22 protein-coding genes are annotated in these 19,356 nt (G+C 57.7%); 11 read left to right on the top strand and 11 right to left on the bottom strand.

The features are described 5' to 3' along the window. Nucleotides 1–171: 171 nt before the first annotated feature. The 8 genes from AC13C0_RS16960 to AC13C0_RS16925 all read left to right on the top strand — a co-directional run bounded on the left by AC13C0_RS16960 (nt 172) and on the right by AC13C0_RS16925 (nt 8,501). Nucleotides 172–585: a GtrA family protein gene (locus AC13C0_RS16960; RefSeq protein WP_117620412.1), complete on the top strand. Its 414-nt coding sequence runs from the start codon at nt 172–174 to the stop codon at nt 583–585. Continuing rightward, nucleotides 557–1,564 carry a glycosyltransferase family 2 protein gene (locus AC13C0_RS16955; RefSeq protein ID WP_482954744.1) on the top strand — a complete coding sequence of 336 codons (1,008 nt, stop codon included), beginning with the start codon at nt 557–559 and terminating at the stop codon, nt 1,562–1,564. The genes AC13C0_RS16960 and AC13C0_RS16955 overlap by 29 nt, the downstream gene beginning before the upstream one ends. Further along, nucleotides 1,548–3,095: an ArnT family glycosyltransferase gene (locus tag AC13C0_RS16950; protein WP_482954743.1), complete on the top strand. Its 1,548-nt coding sequence runs from the start codon at nt 1,548–1,550 to the stop codon at nt 3,093–3,095. The genes AC13C0_RS16955 and AC13C0_RS16950 overlap by 17 nt, the downstream gene beginning before the upstream one ends. A gap of 22 nt (nt 3,096–3,117) precedes the next feature. Further along, complete coding sequence (locus tag AC13C0_RS16945; RefSeq protein ID WP_117619173.1) at nt 3,118–3,801, top strand: response regulator; 684 nt, start codon at nt 3,118–3,120, stop codon at nt 3,799–3,801. After that, nucleotides 3,798–5,210, top strand: coding sequence for an ATP-binding protein (locus tag AC13C0_RS16940; protein WP_482954742.1), 1,413 nt, complete (start codon nt 3,798–3,800; stop codon nt 5,208–5,210). Before AC13C0_RS16945 ends, AC13C0_RS16940 begins: the two co-directional genes overlap by 4 nt. Before the next feature lie 96 nt (nt 5,211–5,306). Beyond that, a complete protein-coding gene (locus tag AC13C0_RS16935) occupies nt 5,307–6,074 on the top strand; it encodes a glycosyltransferase family 2 protein (RefSeq protein WP_482954741.1) in 768 nt (255 codons plus the stop codon). Nucleotide 6,075: 1 nt separating this feature from the next. Continuing rightward, nucleotides 6,076–6,744: a TVP38/TMEM64 family protein gene (locus AC13C0_RS16930; RefSeq protein ID WP_482954740.1), complete on the top strand. Its 669-nt coding sequence runs from the start codon at nt 6,076–6,078 to the stop codon at nt 6,742–6,744. An 8-nt stretch (nt 6,745–6,752) separates the two neighbouring features. After that, nucleotides 6,753–8,501: an ArnT family glycosyltransferase gene (locus AC13C0_RS16925; protein ID WP_482954739.1), complete on the top strand. Its 1,749-nt coding sequence runs from the start codon at nt 6,753–6,755 to the stop codon at nt 8,499–8,501. Nucleotides 8,502–8,550: 49 nt separating this feature from the next. Here AC13C0_RS16925 and AC13C0_RS16920 read toward each other — a convergent pair whose 3' ends face one another. Continuing rightward, nucleotides 8,551–9,993 carry a sensor histidine kinase gene (locus AC13C0_RS16920; RefSeq protein WP_482954738.1) on the bottom strand — a complete coding sequence of 481 codons (1,443 nt, stop codon included), beginning with the start codon at nt 9,991–9,993 and terminating at the stop codon, nt 8,551–8,553. Then, nucleotides 9,990–10,715, bottom strand: a complete 726-nt coding sequence (locus AC13C0_RS16915; protein WP_117619167.1) for a response regulator — start codon at nt 10,713–10,715, stop codon at nt 9,990–9,992. Before AC13C0_RS16915 ends, AC13C0_RS16920 begins: the two co-directional genes overlap by 4 nt. 243 nt (nt 10,716–10,958) lie before the next feature. On the opposite strand from AC13C0_RS16915, the gene AC13C0_RS16910 reads away from it, so the two are divergent. Beyond that, nucleotides 10,959–11,489: a cytochrome b gene (locus tag AC13C0_RS16910; protein WP_117619166.1), complete on the top strand. Its 531-nt coding sequence runs from the start codon at nt 10,959–10,961 to the stop codon at nt 11,487–11,489. 118 nt (nt 11,490–11,607) lie between these two features. On the opposite strand, the gene AC13C0_RS16905 is transcribed toward AC13C0_RS16910, so the two are convergent. The 9 genes from AC13C0_RS16905 to AC13C0_RS16865 form a co-directional block, all read right to left on the bottom strand. Further along, on the bottom strand, nt 11,608–11,907 hold the full coding sequence (locus tag AC13C0_RS16905; protein WP_117619165.1) for a type II toxin-antitoxin system RelE/ParE family toxin: 300 nt from the start codon (nt 11,905–11,907) through the stop codon (nt 11,608–11,610). Beyond that, on the bottom strand, nt 11,908–12,177 hold the full coding sequence (locus tag AC13C0_RS16900) for a type II toxin-antitoxin system Phd/YefM family antitoxin (RefSeq protein WP_117619164.1): 270 nt from the start codon (nt 12,175–12,177) through the stop codon (nt 11,908–11,910). It abuts the gene before it with no gap. A 296-nt stretch (nt 12,178–12,473) separates the two neighbouring features. After that, nucleotides 12,474–12,776 (bottom strand): type II toxin-antitoxin system RelE/ParE family toxin, encoded by a 303-nt coding sequence (locus AC13C0_RS16895; RefSeq protein ID WP_117619163.1) that lies wholly within the window; start codon nt 12,774–12,776, stop codon nt 12,474–12,476. Next, nucleotides 12,764–13,021 (bottom strand): type II toxin-antitoxin system Phd/YefM family antitoxin, encoded by a 258-nt coding sequence (locus AC13C0_RS16890; protein ID WP_117619162.1) that lies wholly within the window; start codon nt 13,019–13,021, stop codon nt 12,764–12,766. The genes AC13C0_RS16895 and AC13C0_RS16890 overlap by 13 nt, the downstream gene beginning before the upstream one ends. Nucleotides 13,022–13,164: 143 nt before the next feature. Next, nucleotides 13,165–13,404, bottom strand: coding sequence for a BrnT family toxin (locus AC13C0_RS16885; protein ID WP_482954737.1), 240 nt, complete (start codon nt 13,402–13,404; stop codon nt 13,165–13,167). Nucleotides 13,405–13,501: 97 nt separating this feature from the next. Then, nucleotides 13,502–14,107 (bottom strand): EAL domain-containing protein, encoded by a 606-nt coding sequence (locus AC13C0_RS16880; protein WP_264756449.1) that lies wholly within the window; start codon nt 14,105–14,107, stop codon nt 13,502–13,504. Between the two features lie 20 nt (nt 14,108–14,127). After that, a complete protein-coding gene (locus AC13C0_RS16875) occupies nt 14,128–15,279 on the bottom strand; it encodes a sensor domain-containing diguanylate cyclase (protein ID WP_117619160.1) in 1,152 nt (383 codons plus the stop codon). Between the two features lie 12 nt (nt 15,280–15,291). Continuing rightward, entirely contained in the window at nt 15,292–15,999 is a 708-nt protein-coding gene (locus tag AC13C0_RS16870; protein ID WP_482954736.1) for an ATPase domain-containing protein, read from the bottom strand. A 10-nt stretch (nt 16,000–16,009) separates the two neighbouring features. Then, nucleotides 16,010–16,408, bottom strand: a complete 399-nt coding sequence (locus tag AC13C0_RS16865; RefSeq protein WP_482954735.1) for an ATPase domain-containing protein — start codon at nt 16,406–16,408, stop codon at nt 16,010–16,012. 226 nt (nt 16,409–16,634) lie between these two features. Between AC13C0_RS16865 and AC13C0_RS16860 the strand changes: the two genes are divergently transcribed. Together AC13C0_RS16860 and AC13C0_RS16855 are read left to right on the top strand one after the other, a co-directional pair. Then, nucleotides 16,635–18,119, top strand: a complete 1,485-nt coding sequence (locus tag AC13C0_RS16860; RefSeq protein WP_341581153.1) for a glutamate-cysteine ligase family protein — start codon at nt 16,635–16,637, stop codon at nt 18,117–18,119. Next, the gene (locus tag AC13C0_RS16855) at nt 18,116–19,156 is read left to right on the top strand and encodes a M14 family metallopeptidase (RefSeq protein ID WP_341581151.1); all 1,041 of its coding nucleotides are present in this window, start codon (nt 18,116–18,118) and stop codon (nt 19,154–19,156) included. The genes AC13C0_RS16860 and AC13C0_RS16855 overlap by 4 nt, the downstream gene beginning before the upstream one ends. Nucleotides 19,157–19,356 lie beyond the last annotated feature (200 nt).

The following is a 19,356-nucleotide window of genomic DNA, read 5'->3' as shown; positions in this document are numbered from 1 at the left end:
AGATTAGAAAGGCAGCCTTAAACGGGCCTTAAGACATCACCGCAAAAACCTTAAGACCGCCTTAAGGTTTTGCCGGGAGGTTTTTCAGGTTTGTTTAAGAATGGCTGTGTAAAGTGACGGGCCATTATCCGGATTCCCCCCGGATGGGCTCGGGTGCTGAAGCGAGGCTGCATGAAACTTCCGGATTTGCTGACAAACGAATGGGGCAGACTGCCCCGCTTCCTGCTGGCCGGAGGATTCGCCACCCTGCTCCATTGGCTGACCATGCTGGCACTGATTGGGTTCGGCATGAGCGCGGTGGTCGCAACCACCATCGGCGCAACTATTGGCCTGTTGATGAACTACCTCGCCCAGCACCGCTATGCTTTTTGCTCCGGCCTGCCACACCGGATCGCCTTCCCTCGTTATCTCACCGGAGCCAGTTTAGGCTGGATTCTGAACCTGCTCAGTTTTTCCCTGCTACTGGCGGCGGGGATCAGCGTTGCGCTTTCCCAACTCATTGCGACCGGCCTGGTGGCATTCGCCAACTATCTCTTTGCCGAGAGGTTTGTTTTTCATGAAGAACCGACAACCGACATTCAGTGACCCAGTGCTCAGCGTCATCATTCCGGTTCACAACGAGGCGGATGTCATCCCAACCCTTCTGACTCGGCTGGACCTGGTGAGCCGGCAACTGGAGGGCACGGTGGAACTGCTGTTCGTGGACGACGGCAGCCATGACAATTCCGTCGCCCAGTTGATGCGGGCCAGAGATCGCCAGCCCGGCATACGGGTAGTGCAGCTGTCACGGAATTTCGGCAAGGAAGCGGCGGTGACCGCGGGCCTGGAGCATGCTCGCGGAGACGCGGTCGTGCTGATGGACGCCGATTTACAGGACCCGCCCGAACTGATTCCCGACATGGTTGCCGAATGGCGTAAGGGGGCGGATGTGGTGTTGATGAAGCGCCGGTCCCGGGCCGGCGAGAGCTGGCTGAAACGGACAACGGCCAGCATCTTTTACCGTTTAATCAACCGGATCAGCGATGCGGCGATACCGGTCGATACCGGCGATTTCCGACTGATGAGCCGGCGCACGGTCGATGCCCTGAACCGGTTACCCGAACGCAACCGCTACCTGAAAGGGATGTTTGCCTGGGTCGGTATGCCTACCGTCATCCTGGAATTTGACCGTGACCCGCGAGCGGCGGGCAAGACCAAGTGGAACTATCTCAAACTGATGCACCTGGCAATGGAGGGGATCACCTCGTTCTCCACCCGGCCCCTGCGTCTTGCGCTGGTTCTCGGCCTGCTCGCCGCCGGAGCGGGAGGCCTGTTCGGAACCTGGGAAGTATTGAGGGCGCTGATTTTTGGCATTTCCACGCCGGGCTATGCGTCCATGATTGCCATGATCACGTTTTTGTCCGGCGTTCAACTGCTCTGTGTGGGCCTGCTGGGGGAATACGTCGGACGCATTTACATGGAAACCAAACAACGCCCGGTCTTCATTGTTGCCGAAGACAGCGAGGACCTCGCCCAGCCGGTTGTGCCCCAACTGAGAGTTGCCGGTAATGACCAGAAACATTAACACCCTGCTCTGGCTGTTGTTTTCGGTTCTGGCTATCCGGCTTGGCCTGACCGCAATCCTCCCGCTGGCCGACACAACTGAACCCCGTTACGCCGAGATTGCCCGCATCATGGCCGAAACCGGTGACTGGATCACGCCCTGGTTCGATGACGGCGTGCCATTCTGGGGCAAGCCACCGCTGTCTTTCTGGGCGCAGGCCATGTCGTTCAATGTATTCGGTGTGAGTGAATTTTCCGGCAGACTACCCTCCTGGCTGGCCAATGCCGTCATCGTCTATCTGGTCTTTACCCTGCGCCGTTTCCTGCACCCTGATCGCACTGGCGATGCGGCAAAAGCAGCCGGCCTCTGGGCTGCTCTCATTTACGCCACCACTGCCCTGGGCTTCCTGTCGGCGGGCACGGTGATGACCGACTCCTTCCTCGCCCTGGGCTCAACGCTGGTACTGACCAGCCTGATTGTCCGTCTTCAGGGCGGCCCGGCGCCGTGGGGCTGGCTGTTCTTCGTCGGTCTCGCCATCGGCTTGCTGGCCAAGGGCCCGTTGATTCTGGTTCTGACCGGATTACCGGTGTTTCTTTGGGTCGCCGTTACCCGGCGCTGGCGGACCCTCTGGCAGCGCCTGCCCTGGATCCGTGGTTCCATGCTGATGCTGGCCATCGCAGTACCCTGGTATGTCCTGGCCGAGCTCAAGACCCCCGGTTTTCTCGATTACTTTATTGTGGGGGAGCACGTCAAGCGGTTCCTGGTCAGCAGCTGGCAGGGTGATCTGTATGGCAACGCCCACGAGTTTCCCCGGGGCACCATCTGGCTGTACCTGGTTGTGGCCAGCCTCCCCTGGGGTCTGGTGGCGTTGGCGGCATTTCTGCTCAATCGCTGGCGTGGGCACGACACCGTGCATGAATGGCAGGCCCGTGAAAAAGGCATTGGCGGACTGGTGCTGGCATGTACCCTGAGTCCGGCGCTCTTTTTCACCTTGTCGGGCAATATCCTCTGGACTTATGTTCTTCCCGGCTTGCCGTTTCTCGCAGTACTGGCATCAAGCCTCTGGCCACAGAGTCCCGCCAGGCCAATGCAACACTCCGCACTGGCTGCGATTCTTTTGATACCAATGCTCGGCACAGTGGCCGTGAGTTGGCTTGCCTTTCATCCGGAACAACTGAAAACCGAACGTGAACTGATCGCTCGGGTTGACCGCCTGCCCGACATGAGCGCCAACGAACTGGTCTATGTCGGCAAGGCACCATTTTCAGCCCGCTTCTACAGCCTGGGAAAAGTGCGTACCGTAACCCCGGAGACACTAAAGCGCCAACTGGAGCAGGGAGCGCTTTCCAGATCGATGTTGCTGGCTGTGGAGAAAGGCAACACAGCGATGCTGCATCGGCTTGAAACGCTTGCCGATCCCATTGATGAGAACCGGCGTTACCGCGTATTCCTGTTGGATACCCGGCTCCGGAATACAGCGCACAACGGCGACCGGGAAAGCAAAAGCAGCAGAATCGATTACACTGCAACCAACGAACACCCGCTGAGCTGAAAACCAACCGGATTCCTGCTACATGCGAATACTGCTGATAGAGGACGATCACCTCCTGGCCAAAACCATGCTCGGGATGCTGCGTGACGACCAGAACACCGTCGACTGGCTGGATGACGGCCAGCAGGCCCTGAACGCCCTGCTCAACGACAGTTTCGATCTGGCCATCCTGGACCTGACCCTGCCGCGAGTGGATGGTCTGGATATCATTAAGAAGGTCCGCAACGAGGGCATCGAGACACCGGTGATTATCCTCACTGCCCGGGGTGATCTGGATGAGAAATTGCGGGGCTTGAATGCAGGAGCGGACGACTACCTGACCAAACCCTTTGCCATGGCAGAACTGAAAGCCCGAATCCGGGCAGTTACCCGGCGTGGCTCCGGCGTCCGAACCGCCGGCCTGAAGGTGGGTCGGCTAACTCTGGCCCCGGACTCCGGCCAGTTAGCGGTTGGCACCGAGACGTCGATTCTCCCGCGCAGCGAGTTCCAGATCCTGCACTACCTGATGCGACATCCGGACCAGGTCGCAACACGACGGCGCCTGGAAGAACAGCTCTATGGTTGGGAACAGGGCGCCGAAAGCAATGCCCTGGAGGTGCACGTTCACCATCTCCGCCGCCGTGTCGGCAAGAAAACCATTCGAACCGTTCGGGGAGTGGGCTACCTTCTGGACAGTGAGGCTGCGGCGCTTGGGGAACCCGAATGAGCCTGACCCGCAAACTCACGGTCCTGGTTACCAGTACCGTCCTTTTCATCACTCTGATCGCCGCCGGGTGGGGTTTCTACGTCACTGACCATCAGCTTGAGGAGTTGTTCGACGCGGAACTGGCACAGAGCACTCGCATCGTCCAGGGATTGGTGGACCACTTATCAACGACCCAGCCGGCTGATCAGCTCTCCCACACCCTGTCGAAAACGCTGAAACTGCCCGAGAGTGCATACCGTGGCGAGGAGGAAGAAGACGAGATCCTTCCCGGCGGAGCGGGCCACAAGTACGAACGCAAGATTGCCTTTGAAGTCTGGTCGCCGGACAAAGAACCGATTCTCGATACACTCCGCGCCAACGATTCCCATGGGCTCGATCCGGGTTTCGCCTGGCAGGAGGTAGCAGGCTATCAATGGCGCACATTTACCTTGAGGGATCCGTCTACCGGCTACTGGATTCGCACCGCCCAGCGTGAAGATGTCCGGGACGAACTCAGTCAGGAGATCGCAATGGGAAATGTATTGCCCTTCCTGGTTGCCCTCCCGTTGCTTGCACTGGCCGTGCTTGTGTCGATCCAGGTCGGCTTCCAGCCCCTCAGGAAACTTGAGAAACCGGTGCGCAATATGGCACCGGAAAGTATTCATCCGCTGGACGACCGCCAGGCTCCCAAAGAAGTGGCCGGACTGGTGCAGGCGGTGAACGGCCTGTTGCGACGACTTAACCAGGCTCTGGAACGAGAGCGCAGATTCTCCGCGGATGCCGCCCATGAACTGAGAACGCCGCTGACGGCACTTCGACTGAATCTGGAGAAAGCCTGCGAGGACCACCCGGAGCAGTATCAGGATCTGATCCGGTCGGTTGACCGTATGGTGCACCTTGTTGAGCAAATGTTGTTGCTGAGTCGGGTCGATGCAGGTACCGATTTTGCTCCGGCGTACCACAACCTGTCAGCGATTATTGAACAAAGCATTGCCGATGTGGCACCCCTGGCCATGAAGAAGAATATTGAGCCGGTGCTGGAAGACGATGCGGGCCAGGCCCTGGTGTGCTGCCATAGCGCTCTGATCAATACACTGATGCGCTCCCTGCTTGCCAATGCTATTCAGTACAGCCCCGAACAGACCGTTATTACCACCCACATCACGCCTTCCGGCGACGGTTACCACATTACCGTCTGTGATCAGGGCCCCGGCATCCCAACCGAAGAACGGGAACGGGCTCTCAGCCGTTTTGTCAGGCTTGATCAGCGACTTGGCGGCGGCGCCGGGCTCGGGCTCGCCATCGCCCGCCGTATCGCAGAGCTCCACCGGGGCCAGCTTACCCTCGCCGGAAGGACAGACGGGCAGCCCGGACTGTGCGTCAGCATCTGGCTGCCCGCACGACCTTCCTTTCAAAACAGCCGTTCTTAAGGTTGAATTAAGGTTAAGGGTATATACTGTCTGGTCTTATTAATGGGGAGCATTCAATGAACCCCATTGATGTTCTGCTTTCGAGGATGTTCTGAAATGGGCAAGAAAAGAACCCTGTCGCTGATTATTCCGGCCAAGGATGAACAGGAAAACATTGCTGACCTTCTGACAGAAGCCTTCGGTGTCATGCGGGATTATCCCGACTTCGAGGTCGTTCTGGTGGACGATGGCAGCCGCGACCAGACACTGGACACCGCTATTCGGGCAGCCCGGTCCCTTGGTGGCCGCCTCGTCACGGTTCGTCATGAGCAGAGCATCGGACAGAGTGGTGCGCTGGCCACAGGCATCAGGCACGCCCGAAGTCGTCTTATCGTGACGATGGATGGTGACGGCCAGAATGATCCCGCTGACATTCCGGCACTGCTGCAAAAAGCAAACACAATCCGGGCATCGGATTTCTGCATCGCGGGCTATCGAAAGAACCGCAAAGACACTGCCTGGAAACGGTTCCAGTCGCGTCTGGCCAATCGCGTGCGCGACGCGCTGCTGCATGACGGCGTGCCGGACACCGGGTGTGGCCTCAAGCTGTTCCCCCGCTCCACGTTTCTCAAACTGCCCTGGTTTGACCACGGCCACCGCTTTATACCGGCGCTGGTGCGGGGTATTGGTGGTGAGATTGCGGTCGTAGAAGTAAACCACCGGCCACGTACCGCGGGAACCTCCAAATACAACGCGTGGAATCGGACCTGGGCCGGCATACTCGACCTGTTCGGCGTTTTATGGCTGCTACACCGCATCCGTACTCCCGTCATTGTCAACCCCGTCGATTCCGACACGCCGGTATCAGTAACGGAGCAGTCCTGACATGTTCAACTGGTCCCGCTGGCTGGCGTTTGCTGTGCTGGCGCTGGTCGGCTATCTGGCAATCCAGAATGGCTGGCTCGATTTTATTGCGGACAGGGCCCAGGTAGCCAGTTACCTGCACAGCCACGGAGTTGAGGGCCTGCTGGCTATTACCCTGGCAGGCGCGATCTTCACCGGCATCGGCGCCCCCCGCCAGTTGCTGGCGTTTGTGCTCGGTTTTGCCCTGGGCGGGATCAGCGGTACCCTGGTCTCAACACTGGCAGCCACTATTGGCGCCACAGGGTGCTTCTTCACCGCAAGATGGCTGCTGCGAACATCCCTGACCCGCCGGTTCAGCCGGCGCATGCGCCAGTTTGACGAACTGTTTCGGGAGCAGACCCTGCTGAAGGTACTTATGGTCCGCCTGCTACCTGTCGGTAGTAACCTGGCCACCAACCTCGTTGCCGGTTGTTCCGGCATCCGTTTTCTGCCCTTCCTGGCCGGCAGCACGCTCGGATACCTTCCGCAAATGCTGGTATTTGCTTTGGCCGGCGCCGGCATTGGCACTGCTGACGAGTATCAGCTGATACTGAGCGTTGTCCTGTTCATTCTGGCCTCCATGATTGGCGCGCTGCTCTACCACAATCAAAGAGCCAGAACCCTGGCCAATTCCGTTTCCGATCATTCCTGAGACCGACCATGCCCGCATCGCCTTTCGTTCGCCATCTCCCTGAATACCTTTTCAACCTTTCGCGGAACCGGCTACTGCTCGTGCTGCTGGCATTTGCCACAGTGATGATCTTCACCGGTATCGGCCTGCGGTCACCCTGGCCGGCCGATGAACCCCGCTTTGCCGAAGTTGCCCGGGAAATGGTGGCTTCCGGACAGTGGCTGATTCCCATGAGAGGTGGCGAGTTCTATCCGGACAAGCCTCCGGTCTTCATGTGGAGCATTGCCCTGTTCTATTGGTTAACTGGCAGCCTGAAAGTCGCCTTCCTGTTGCCAAATGCGCTTAGCAGCCTGCTAACCCTGGGACTGGTTTTTGATCTAGGCACGCGGCTATGGAACCAGCGTACCGGCACGATTGCCGTATTGCTGTTGTTGCTGGCACCGCAGTTCCTGATTCAGGCCCAGAAAGCCCAGATAGATGCCATGGTTGCGGCCTGGATTACCGTCGCCTCCTATGGCCTGATCCGGCATTTTTTCACCGGACCGGCCTGGGGCTGGTACTTCGTGGCCTGGGCATTCATGGGCCTTGGAATCATTACCAAAGGTGTCGGCTTCCTGCCCGCATTCATGTTTATCCCGATCCTGATACTCGGGCTCCGGAACCGCCAGCTTTTTTCCGACACACTTACCTGGCGCTGTGCGCTCGGTCCGCTGGCCATGATAGCCGTCGTTGCGGCCTGGCTGATCCCAATGGTGCTCTACGTGAACAACCTGGGTACAGAAGAAGCCCTTGCCTACAGGAATAACATTCTGTTCAAGCAAACCGGCGAACGATATGCCGACTCCTGGGGCCATATCCAGCCCTGGTATTACTACCTGACCAATGCTATCCCCTCGCTGTGGTTTCCTCTGCCGTTACTGTTGCTTGCATTAGTACGCCCCCTTGCGGGAGCCATCCGGCGAAACCCGGTCCTTCCCGTTCTGTTGGTCTGGATCGCCCTGGTTGTGGTGTTTTTCAGCATCAGCCCCGGCAAGCGGGGGGTCTATATTCTGCCGGCATTGCCCATGTTCGCCCTGTGTCTTGCACCGGTGTTGAGCACTCAGCAACCAGCCCGCTGGTTTCCGGCCGTTCTCACGGGACTGCATTTTCTGTTGGCCACAGCCCTGGTCGTCGTCGGAGTCATGGCCTGGAACGATCATCCCAGGCTGGTCGAAAAAGTGGCGGACTACAGCCGAGACCCGGCGCGGCTGCATGAGGCCGGGACACTGGTTTTCAGCGTTGGCCTGGCATGGTTGCTCAGCCTTGCGGTATTCTGGCGCTCTAATGCGCTGGGGCGCCTATTCGTGGCCATGATGATCAGCTGGCTGCTATACACAACCTGGGGTTACCGGGTTCTGGAACCTTTGCGCACGCCTCGCAATATCCTCGCGGCTGCGGAACGGAGCATTCCCGCCGATGCGCAACTCGGCATGATCGATTTCCGGGAACAATTTATCCTTTTCTCCAGGCTCGATTTCACCCACTTCAGCTATTTCACCGGCCTTGAACAGGAAAATCGCAACGCATGGCTGTGGATGAACGAAACCGCAGATAGCTATCTCATCGTGGCGGATCAGATTGAGTTGCAGTGCTTCACCAAAGAAGGTGCTATCCCTCTGGGAACAGCTCACCGGGAAAACTATCTTTTACTGGGTGATCAACAAATGAAGCCCAGCTGCGCGCCGCCAGACAAGGTTAAACGGTTTACCACGCGCACTCCCGGTAGTTGGCAAGACTGAGCCGGATGCGCCGGGATTTGCACGGGCGGACGTTCTGTTTTAATCGGATCTACCCGGTTTTTGGCAGCGTCACCGAAACCTGCAAACCCTGGTCTTCCGAGCCGGTATCGAGCCGAATGTCTCCTCCCATGCCACGAATCAGGGTGCGTGCGATGGCCAGCCCCAGGCCGGCGCCGCCAGTTTCACGACTGCGGGATTGTTCCAGGCGGTAGAAGGGCTGGAATACCCGTTCGCGTTCGGCTTCCGGGATGCCCGGGCCCTGGTCGGTGATGGTGATGACAGCCTCTTTTTCTGTGGCGTCGAGTTTCACCACAGCCCGCTGCCCGTAGTTCACCGCGTTCTCGATCAGGTTGCGCAGGGCGCGTTTGACGGCTTCCGGCTGCCCCTGAAGGACGCATCGTGGGCTGTCCTCGTACTCTACGGCCAGCCCCATCTCCTGCAGATCACCACAGAGACTGTCCATCAGGGTGGCCAAATCATAACGCCGGTGTTGTTCAGTGGTGCTGCCACGAATGAAATCCAGGGTGGCTTCGGCCAGGTGCTGCATCTCCTGCAGGGTCTCGAGCAGGCGGTCCCGGTCCTCGCCTTCAGGCAGCATTTCCACCCGCAGCCGCATGGAGGTAATAGGTGTACGCAGATCGTGGGCGAGGGCCGCCAGCAGGCGCCCCCTGTCTTCCTGCGCGCGGCTGACCTGATGCTGCATCTGATTGAAGGCGCGCGTTACTTCGCGAATATCTTCAGGACCACGCTCCGGAATCCGGACCTTTTCACCACGCCCGAAGGCATGGGCGGCATTACTCAGTTCGTTAACGGGGCGCAGAATGTGGCGGATAGCCAGCAGGAGCGTGAGTATCAGCAGTATGGCAGTAATGCCTACACTGGTGAGCGTTGCCTTGAGCCAGAGCCACGAGGGTGCAGGCGGCTGAGCCCGGGCGTTGACCCACTGCCCCGTGGGCAATGCCAGGGACACGCTCAGAATGGGCGGGCACTCTTGTCGTTTCTCTTGCCGCTCCTCTTCTCTTTCCTTGCAGTGTTCCCGGCGCTCTTCATCCTCTAGATGCTGCTCATGGTCATCGTGTTTCGCGCGTTCGTCATGTTCATCCTGCTCCGATTCGTGCCATGACAAACATTCCTGTTTATCGGCTTCCATTGCGGCTCTCACCTGCTCCCGGGGCAGACCCAACTCTATAGCCAGTTGCTCAGTCATTGTTGGGGACAGGTCATTGGTGAGATGCGCTGACGGATCGATGGAAAGCTGCAGGGAGGGGCTGGAAAGTGCCCGTAATATGCGTTCCTGCCGCTCCGGGTCGGTAGTGTCTAGCAGGGTGTAGGCATCCGTAACCCGTTGCAGCACATGTTCGAGGCTGGCGCTGCGCAGAGCGCCCTGTCGCTCTCCGGCCAGAATCGCGATGGTGATGATCTGTGCCACCAGCAGCACCAGGATCAGCAAGAGTGCCAGCTGCCCGCCGGCACGCCGGGGCCACAACTTCATTGCCCTGCGCCTCCCACGCTGGCAATCCATTGGTACCCGCCCCCCCAGATGGTCTTGATCAGCCGGGGGTTGCGGGGGTCCGGATCGATTTTCCGGCGTAGCCGGCTGACATGATTATCGATACTGCGATCGAAGGCGTCTGCTTCCCTGCCGAGGGTCAGGTCCATGAGCTGATCCCGGGACAACACCCGACCGGCGTGCTCCAGAAAGGCCAGCAGCAACTTGTATTCGGCGGTGCTGAGAGACACTTCGACGCCTTCGGGATCGATCAGTTGATGGCGATCGACGTCCAGGGTCCAGCCCTCGAATGACAGGCACTGCCCGGCCATCGGGCTGCGTTGGGGTGGTAGCGCGATGGTGCGGCGCAGAACCGCCTTAATGCGGGCCAGAAGCTCCCGCGGATTGAAGGGTTTGGTCAGGTAGTCGTCGGCGCCCATTTCCAGGCCGACGATGCGATCGGTCTCCTCGCTCATGGCGGTCAGCAGAATAACGGGCAACCCGGTGTGTTCGCGCAGGTAGCGGCAGAGAGTCAGGCCATCCTCTCCCGGCATCATGATGTCCAGCACGACCAGGTCCACAGAGTGGTCTCTCAGCTGGCGCTTCAAGGCATCCCCACCATCGGCCAGGAGCACGCGCAGCCCGTGTTCCTGCAGATAACGGCCTACCAGGTCGCGAATGTCTCGGTGGTCGTCGACCACCAGAATCGTGGGAGAAGTGCTCACTCATTACTCCGTCTGTGTACTCACTGTCCCGATTATAGGGGAGTCATCGCGGGGCATGGGCATGAGGTTGTCAAAAATCATCCCAATTCAGGCTGTTGAGACAATTTGCGACAAATTCGGCTGCCACCCGAGACAATTCTGCGACGTTTTTCTGGTGCAATAGCTCGCACCGGGACTGATACGCCGTAATTAGCGCGAGAGCCCTGGAGGGGGAGTTCGCCAACATTCTGAAGGAGATCGACGATGACAATGATGGACGCTGGAAGCCGTTACGGTGCCGTTTCCCGTGCCTTGCACTGGATTATGGCAGTCCTGCTGCTGGCCATGCTCGGCAGCGAGGTGTGGTTCGAGGCTCTGGAGGATAGCCTCTCGGAGGCCTCCTTGATGGCCTGGCATCAGAGTGTGGGGCTGGCATTGTTCGCGCTGGTGGTATTTCGTGGTTTGTGGCGATGGCTGAACCGGTCGCGCCTTACAGCGCCTGCACACTGGGCGACCATGGCAAAGTGGGGGCATTTCGCTCTGTATGCACTGATGATTCTGATGCCTCTGTCAGGGCTGGCGACGGCCCTTGGGGAGGGAGACACTGTCACTTTCTTCGGGTGGACGGTTTTTGCTTCCGGCCCGGAAGTGGCGTGGCTGGAAGACAGTGGCGAAGACATCCATGAGGTCCTGGCAAACGTGCTCTGGCTGATGATCGGATTGCATGTGACTGCAGCGCTGGCACACCAGTACCTGCTCGGTGACCGGATCATGAAGCGTATGGCCGGATCGTAGGCCACAGCCACCAACATTTCTGTGGCACCTTTTTGAAACCGGTAGCCAACAGGCTGCAACGAGACAACAGGAAAGACGCGGACCTCGGACGCAACTCTGCACAGCTCCCGCATATGGGTTATGTTTCGTTTTCTGGTAATTCGAGTTGTCTCTCACTCCGCCAGATTCGAATAAGCACAACTTCGGTGGCTTGCCTCAGGTAAACAACTCGAAAAGGCGAGTGAATCAACTCTCGAATATGATCCAGACTGAATTCAGGAACAGCTCGGCCAGCCTCAGGATGATGCTTCAGCATTCCCGAGTGCTCCAAAATAGCAGTCACATACCCGTCACCAATATGCGGCACATCCTGCTCTGTGTAGTACTCCTGAATAGCCTGCAAATCTTCAAGGGCAGACTGTGCGATGCGTAATTCCATTTACTTGATGCCTAGCGTTTTCCTGGCTTCCTCCAAAGATACAGTGTTGCCCTCACGAACGTCCATGAGCCCTTGCGCCACCGCCTTTACGAACCGTAGTTCCTCTGCGGTTCGCTCGTAATCCTCAAGCCCCTGAACAACAGCGACACCACGGCCACGGCTAGTAAGCAGGATTGGACGATGCGTATCCTGAGCTCGACCAACCACCTTTCCGGGATTAATCTTCAGGTCTGAAAGAGGAATAACATCCTCAGAAAATTTCACTTGCATGGCAGTCACCAAATCGACAGAACTGGTATAACTACTAGCACCAGTTAACAGGTGCGGTCAAGAAACGCCAACAGCACGCGCGGCTGCGGAATGGAGGCGAAGCCGCAATGTAGTAATAGCCTTCGCCGTGCCTGTGTTATGCATTCCTGGGACCCTGCTCATGATACTGAGTCGCTGTATCGGGCAGTATTTCCCACGTAAGCAATGAGATGGACTCCTCCTCACCTCACCGCAAAAACACTCGCCGGTTATTGGCACTTCACTCTCCTTGGTGCATGGCGCCGAAGCGCACCTGGTTAGCTACTCCCAAGTATGTATGCACGAAGCTGCCGCTCCTCTCTCATAACACAGAGTATGAGAACCCGTTTCTTATCTTCACGAAAAAAAATTCGACAAGGGGGCACCACTACTTCTCTGTATACCGAATTGGGGAGCTCCGGAGGAATCCGTCCGGATTGGGGAAAATCCTGCAAACGCTCGGTTTTATCGAAGACTTCTTCGACCAAATGGCTTGCGGCAGCAGGATTATCCAGATCAACGTACTCGGCAATAGCGTCCAGTTCCTGAAGCGCGGGCTCCGTCCAGATTACTTCAGCCATTTACTCATTTTCGCCCTGGCCTCACTTTGGCTGCATGTTCTTCCCTCAAGTACCGCACGCTCTCCCCGTGAGAGCCCCTCAAGCAGCTCAAGCCGGCGCTGCATAAACTCGTAATCCTGAACATCGACAAGATAGGCCGATGGCTGACCATGCTCCGTGATCAGTATCGGCTCCTTTGACAAATGCAGGTCCGCCAGAATCTTCGTGGCTTGGCGCTTGAGGTTCGTAACAAGCTCAACTTTCATCGGCTCCCCCTGAATCAGACTATTAGTGACACTATAGTATCACTATTCGGGTGGGGCAATCACAGCTAACGCCCGCCATCACCGGTGACAAAACCGGAGCGAAGCGGAGATTTTGGCATCCGGTGCATGGCCTTGATGCAATATCAGTTTGACTCAACTATTTCTCTGATAACGCTTCCAAGCTCAGCTATCGCTGCATTTCTTTCGTCAAAGGATGCTGTGGTTTCAGCTATATAAAATGCAACAATGATTGGCTCGCCCTCTGATTTTACGCGGATTTCCAGCAAGTACGGAACTTTCCACAGCCTTTGGGTGGCCTCGAAATTAATTCCGTGCTTTTCCAGATTGACCTGGCGTTGGCACTGGCATGCAGAAGTTAGCATCGACTCTTTTCATGGTGTGCTCCACCGAAGGACTGTCTATACAGTATTGTTGAAGCGTACCATCAGAAGAAGCCAACATAGACATGGATGTACAGCCTTAAGAGAGTCGGGATGGGGTCTTGAGATAGGTGACCAGCGCATCAAATGGCAGAGGTTTTGTGAACAGAAATCCCTGGCCGAGCGGGCACTGAAGCTCCGCCAGCATTTGCAGTTGGTCGTCTGTTTCGATGCCTTCCGCCACCAGATTCAAACGCAGGTTGTCCGCCATTTGCACGATGGTGGTCACCAGTTGGCGAGCCATGTCGCTCTTGTGCATGTCATCCAGGAAGGACTTGTCCAGCTTCAGGGTGTTGACCGGAAGGAAGGCAAGTCTGGCGAGGGACGAGTAGCCGGTTCCGAAGTCGTCGATGGCGACGGTAAATCCGTGATCGTGAAATTCGTGCAGCATCCTTTCCATGCGGGGAACATCGCTCATCATTGACGATTCGGTGACTTCCAGTTCCAGTGCGCCGGGCGGTAACCCTTCATCCTGGATGGTCTGCTGGATCTGTTGGGTCAAGGTCGGTTGCCATAGCTGGCGCACAGACAGGTTCACGGCCATGCGTAGATTGGGAGCAAATTCCCGTGCTTTGCGAAGATCGCGACAGGCCTGCTTGATGATCCAGGTTCCCAGGCGCACGATGAGCCCGCTTTCCTCCAGCATTGGAATGAAGTGGGCGGGGCTCAGCAGGGTGCCATCTTCCTGTGGCCAGCGAAGCAGTCGCCTGCTTCGTGACCCAGGCCATCGTTGACTCTCTTGAAGCCGTCCAGGTCAATAAAGAGCACAGCGGCGTGGGCCTGCTCCCGCTCTGATTTCGCTTCCAGCGAGCCCAGCTCTTCCAGCACCCACTGACGGTTCGGCAATTTGGTTAGGGCATCCCGGTAGGCCCGCTCTTCGGCGCGCTCCTTTTCCGCATCCAGGGCCTGATGACTGCGCAGCGCGCTTAGCCCAAGGGCGATGTTTTTGGCCAGGCGCCACATCAGTTCTATTTCCGATTCTCCGAAGGCGTTCGGTTTTTCGGAATAAAGTGCCAGTACACCGACCGTGTTCTCTGAGATCAGCAGAGGTAACGCCAGCACTGAGTTCATGCCGTGTTGGGCGGCGCTGCCCCGCCAGGGGTCAAAAAGGGGGTCGGTGTGCAAGTTCTGCGAGACTTCCGGCTGGCAGCGGCGTATGGCGCTGCCAGCAGGGCCTTGCCCCTGGGCGTTGTCGCCCCAGGAGAGTTGCATGTTTTCCAGGTACTCCGCCGCGCCGCCACAGTGAGCAATCACCTCAACGGACTTCTGTTCATCGTGTTGCGCTATGCCGAACCATGCGAACCGATAACCGTGATCGCCCACCAATTGCCCAAGCATCTCATCCAGAAGCTCCGTTTCGGTCTTGGCCCGAATCACCAGCTCATTGCAGGCTGAGAAAATACGGAAAGCCCGGTCCATATTCTCCAGCGCGCTTTCGCTCTCATTGGCCCGCTGGCTCAGTTCCACGGTGGACTGCCGCAGCCGGAGCATGTTTGCGATTCGGGCGATCAGCTCGGGCGCACGCAGAGGGGACACCACGACATCCTCGAACTGGCCGTCCAGCGTACTTCTCGCCCGGCTTAGCTGGCTTTCCCTGACCACAAGCAGAACAGGAATCAAGGCGGGCGCCTGCGCTTCACGATGCGCTGCCAGCGTGTCCCGCCACTTTACAAGCGCCCCCAGATCCGCAATAACCATGTCAAAGTTTCGGTCCGGAATGAGGCCATTTTGGGGGCCAAGCAACTCGTGGTTCTCCAGAATCTGGGACAACAAGCGCTTGTTACCGGAATGCCCAAGTAAAACAAGAATCTGCGCCATTAGGTATTTCGCTTATATGGTTTTTTCTTCGGGCGCTGTCTGGTTTCGGTGGGTATCCACAAAATGAGGCTGCCCGTGCAGAATGCCCTGGAGGCCTTTTAGCGGCTCGCCGACATTCAGGCCATTGGGGGTGATTTCGAATGCCCGCAACGATCTTTCGAAATCACTGGTGCGCTTTTTAAGGACGCCAATGGTTTTGCGAAGTTCGCTGTTGAATTCCACATAGCGCAGCATGACGATGGTATCGGCCAGATAGCTGATGCCGGAGTCGGTGGCTCGCACCTCATTGCCGGCAATTGATGCAATTTCGTTAAGAATCAGCACGGTTACGCCACGGCTGACCAGATACCGACACAGCGCGTGGAGTCGTTCAACCACGTCATCCCCCGCCACCGAGAGGCGACCCACGGACAGTTTATAGCCGGAAAGGCTGTCCAGCATGACCAGGCGGGTATTGTTGATTTCAACTTCTTCACGAACCGAATGCGAAAGCTCATCCGGGGAATAGCTCACCGCCTCAACGGTCTCGATATGCAGCTGATCCTGTTCCAGAAGATCGTCCAGCGGCATGCTGAGGCTGCGGCAACGGTGCTTGAGAATACGGGGCTGTTCCTCAAAGCTGTACACCACGGCCCGCTCGCCTCGCAACGCCGCTGTGCGCATGATCTGCATACCCAGAGTTGTTTTCCCTACGCCTGTCGGCCCGGAAAGAACCGACACAGTGCCACGCTCAATTCCCCCCGCCCAGAAGCGCGTCGATTTCCTCGACGCCGGTACTTAAAGTGACCGGGTCACAGGGAGCCTGCCTGTTATCGGGGATGAGTCGGGGGAATACCTGCATGCCACGGTCGGTCAACCGCATGAAATGCACGCCATCGGCAAACTGAATTTTGCCATCGGGGATCTTTAACTGCTGGCTCTGAGCGCGGACCTGGCCACCGTTTTCGCCCAGACTTACATAGAGCCCGGTGCCTTCGGTTTCCGCGGCCAAAAAATGCAGGGACAAGGTCGTCTTTCCGCCACCCGGTCCCCCTCTGACCAGATACGCTCGCTGTGGAAGGAGGCCGCCGTAGGCGATTTCATCCAGACCTTGAACACCGGTGGAAATGCGCTGTTCTGGTGACGTCACTGAGATTAACCTCGATAAATGTCAGAACATTGAGCGACCAACATAGCCATTGAGCCCACAGCATACAATAACCGTGCGGAAGAAAATCACGGTTATTGTGTTGCTATCTGGCGGGGCCCTGTGGTGCGATTCTGGCCAGCGCTGCACGGATCGCCTGGGGAACTGGTGCTGCCGGGCGCATCTTCCACTACTATCAAGGTACGTTCGCGCTAGAGACGACGTTACCGTGGGACTGTCGATCAAAAAATCGGAATTTACGGCGGAAGAGTTTGAACGTTTTGCTGCCAAGGTCCGGACGGACCTTACAGCACTCACTCGCCTTCTGAACCGGCCCGGCTTTGGTGAGGGAGAGAGTTCCATTGGAGCCGAGGTCGAGTTCTACATCGTAAACCCTGACCTGCGAGTTCAACCCATCAACACAGAAATCGCCGCCAGCGTTCAGGATCCCCAACTGACGGTTGAGCTCAATCGCTTCAATCTTGAATACAACCTCAGCCCCCAGGCTTTCAAGGGAACTCCGTTTGCCAGAACAGAGCAAGAGCTGCTCGCTGCCATCAAACGAATCGACCAGCACGCCGCACCACTGGATGGGGAACTGGTACCAATCGGCATTCTGCCCACACTCCGGCAGTCCGATATGGGCGCGAAGGCGATGACAGACGAACCCCGCTACCATGCGCTATCCAACGCGCTGATCAAGCAACGGGGCGAGCCATTCAGCATCCATATCGGCGGCAACGATGTCATAGATCTGGTGGCCGACGACGTCACCATGGAAGGCGCCAATACCTCGTTCCAGCTGCACTGGCGTGTCCCCGCCCACCGTTTCGCCGACTATTTCAATGCAGTCCAACTGGTCATGCCGATTGTTCTCGCTCTGGCCAGCAATTCGCCCAGCCTGTTTGGCCACCACCTCTGGGACGAAACCCGTATTGCCCTGTTCAAGCAATCCATCGACAGCCGACCCCCCAATCATAAAACCTGGCGCCACCCGCCAAGGGTCTATTACGGAAACGGCTGGGCACGCGGCGCCTGGGAACTGTTTGCGGCCTCCGCATCGCTGTATCCCCCCATCATTCCACTGATGTCAGATGAAGATCCGATGGCCGTGATTGATCGTGGCGAAGTACCGGAACTGGCCGAGCTGCGCCTGCACCAGGGAACCACCTGGCCCTGGAACCGGGCCATCTTTGATCCCTCAGACGGTGGTCATCTACGCATCGAGATTCGTTCTATGCCTGCAGGTCCGACTGCAGTGGATATGTGTGCGAACGGACTGTTCGTGATCGGCGCTGCGTTGGCAGTGCTCGATGACATCCGTCATCTGACGTCGATACTCCCCTTCCATTACACCGAACACAATTTCTACCGCGCCGCCAAATATGGCATCGGCGCAGAAATCATCTGGCCGCACAAGGATCAGGTTCAGTTGCAGGATATGCCCCTGTTGGCCGTGGCCCGTGAGCTGCTGCCCCGCGCCCGGGAAGCACTGCAACGAACCGCCGTGGACGAGACAGAAATCCACCACTTGCTGGGCATCATCGAAGGCCGCATTGAAACCAACATGTCCGGCGCCCGGTGGCAGCGCCACATCACCGAGTCTTTTTTCAGGTCCCTGAGCCCCGATGAGGCGTTCCGGAGTATGCTGTCTCTGTACATGGCCAACCAGAAGAAAAACATTCCGCTCCATGAATGGACACTGTCACCGTGAGTAACTCGAACGTTCTTGATTGTCTGAATCACCCGTCACCCCAGACGCTGGGCCGCTCACCCCTTGAGTGGCTGGACCGACTGCACAAGCCCACGGTTGTTCGTGTTGCCGGTCGTGATCGCTCCCGCACCCGAGCCATGGCAACGCTTCTTCACGGTAATGAACCTTCGGGTCTGTTTGCGCTTCACCGGTGGCTACTTGAGCAGCACACGCCCGAGGTCAACATGCTGTTTCTGCTGGGAGGCGTCTATCCGGCGAAGATCCCACCCAGGCTTTCACTGCGCCAACTGCCCGAAGGACGTGACCTGAACCGGTGTTTCAAAGAGCCCTTTGCAGGGGAAGAAGGTGCGATTGCCGAGGCCATGCTGGACGAGCTTCGCAAAGCGAAACCCGAATGCCTGCTGGACGTGCACAACACCTCAGGCACAGGCCCGGCCTTCGCTGTGACCATCACCAATGACGCCGCCCATCAGGCGCTGACCTCTCTCTACACCGACCGCCTCATAATGACGGATCTTCGTCTGGGTGCGCTGATGGAATATTCTGAACAGGAGGTGCCCACGGTAACCATCGAGTGTGGTGGGTCCCAGGATGATCAAGCTCATCAACTGGCGTACGAGGGACTCGTTCGGTATGCCTCAAGACCAGACGTGTTGTCACTGGAAAAAGCGGAGTGGGACGTCGCCGTACTGCGAAATCCGATTCGGGTGGAACTGGCGCCTGAAGCGACCATAGAATACCGCCTTGAGCCCACCGGTCAGGCTGACCTCACGTTTCCGCCAGACATCGAACACCGCAATTTCGGGATTGTTTCCCCAGATGAGCCGCTGGGATGGATTGGAAAAAAAGGCCTCGGCATACTCACAGCGATCGGCCACAACCGGACCGAAAACATGGAGCAGGTTCTTCGAGTCAAGGATGGGCAGATCTACCCCGCACAGGCCATCAGAGCCTTTATGATTACCACCAACCCGGTTATTGCGAAGAGCGACTGCCTGTTCTATGCGGTCAAAGCAACAGGCGAACCCATTTTTTAGAATCCAAAGAGTCCCAGAGCGACGCTGCGGGCTTCAGGCACCCGGCATTTCCACTCCCTGGCAATCATTACTACGCACTGACCCTGACCCCGGATTAGGTCCAGCCAGCAGCCTGTCGGACTTAAGTCCGACAGGCTGCTGGAGTGGGGAAAGTCCACGGATACGCAATGGCCAAGGTTAAACCCGATCTGACAGACGAC

It is taken from the genome of Marinobacter sp. B-21 (assembly GCF_056857895.1).
This window is presented reverse-complemented; position numbering and strand designations above follow the sequence as displayed.

What these genes read in the sequence shown, in the direction of transcription:
- AC13C0_RS16925 (WP_482954739.1), top strand. Translation starts at nt 6,753, where the DNA reads ATGCCCGCATCGCCTTTCGTTCGCCATCTCCCTGAATACCTTTTCAAC.
- AC13C0_RS16920 (WP_482954738.1), bottom strand. Translation starts at nt 9,993, where the DNA reads ATGAAGTTGTGGCCCCGGCGTGCCGGCGGGCAGCTGGCACTCTTGCTG.
- AC13C0_RS16910 (WP_117619166.1), top strand. Translation starts at nt 10,959, where the DNA reads ATGACAATGATGGACGCTGGAAGCCGTTACGGTGCCGTTTCCCGTGCC.
- AC13C0_RS16885 (WP_482954737.1), bottom strand. Translation starts at nt 13,404, where the DNA reads ATGCTAACTTCTGCATGCCAGTGCCAACGCCAGGTCAATCTGGAAAAG.
- AC13C0_RS16875 (WP_117619160.1), bottom strand. Translation starts at nt 15,279, where the DNA reads ATGGCGCAGATTCTTGTTTTACTTGGGCATTCCGGTAACAAGCGCTTG.
- AC13C0_RS16930 (WP_482954740.1), top strand. Translation starts at nt 6,076, where the DNA reads ATGTTCAACTGGTCCCGCTGGCTGGCGTTTGCTGTGCTGGCGCTGGTC.
- AC13C0_RS16900 (WP_117619164.1), bottom strand. Translation starts at nt 12,177, where the DNA reads ATGCAAGTGAAATTTTCTGAGGATGTTATTCCTCTTTCAGACCTGAAG.
- AC13C0_RS16905 (WP_117619165.1), bottom strand. Translation starts at nt 11,907, where the DNA reads ATGGAATTACGCATCGCACAGTCTGCCCTTGAAGATTTGCAGGCTATT.
- AC13C0_RS16945 (WP_117619173.1), top strand. Translation starts at nt 3,118, where the DNA reads ATGCGAATACTGCTGATAGAGGACGATCACCTCCTGGCCAAAACCATG.
- AC13C0_RS16890 (WP_117619162.1), bottom strand. Translation starts at nt 13,021, where the DNA reads ATGAAAGTTGAGCTTGTTACGAACCTCAAGCGCCAAGCCACGAAGATT.
- AC13C0_RS16935 (WP_482954741.1), top strand. Translation starts at nt 5,307, where the DNA reads ATGGGCAAGAAAAGAACCCTGTCGCTGATTATTCCGGCCAAGGATGAA.
- AC13C0_RS16955 (WP_482954744.1), top strand. Translation starts at nt 557, where the DNA reads ATGAAGAACCGACAACCGACATTCAGTGACCCAGTGCTCAGCGTCATC.
- AC13C0_RS16940 (WP_482954742.1), top strand. Translation starts at nt 3,798, where the DNA reads ATGAGCCTGACCCGCAAACTCACGGTCCTGGTTACCAGTACCGTCCTT.
- AC13C0_RS16880 (WP_264756449.1), bottom strand. Translation starts at nt 14,107, where the DNA reads ATGCTGGAGGAAAGCGGGCTCATCGTGCGCCTGGGAACCTGGATCATC.
- AC13C0_RS16895 (WP_117619163.1), bottom strand. Translation starts at nt 12,776, where the DNA reads ATGGCTGAAGTAATCTGGACGGAGCCCGCGCTTCAGGAACTGGACGCT.
- AC13C0_RS16950 (WP_482954743.1), top strand. Translation starts at nt 1,548, where the DNA reads ATGACCAGAAACATTAACACCCTGCTCTGGCTGTTGTTTTCGGTTCTG.
- AC13C0_RS16960 (WP_117620412.1), top strand. Translation starts at nt 172, where the DNA reads ATGAAACTTCCGGATTTGCTGACAAACGAATGGGGCAGACTGCCCCGC.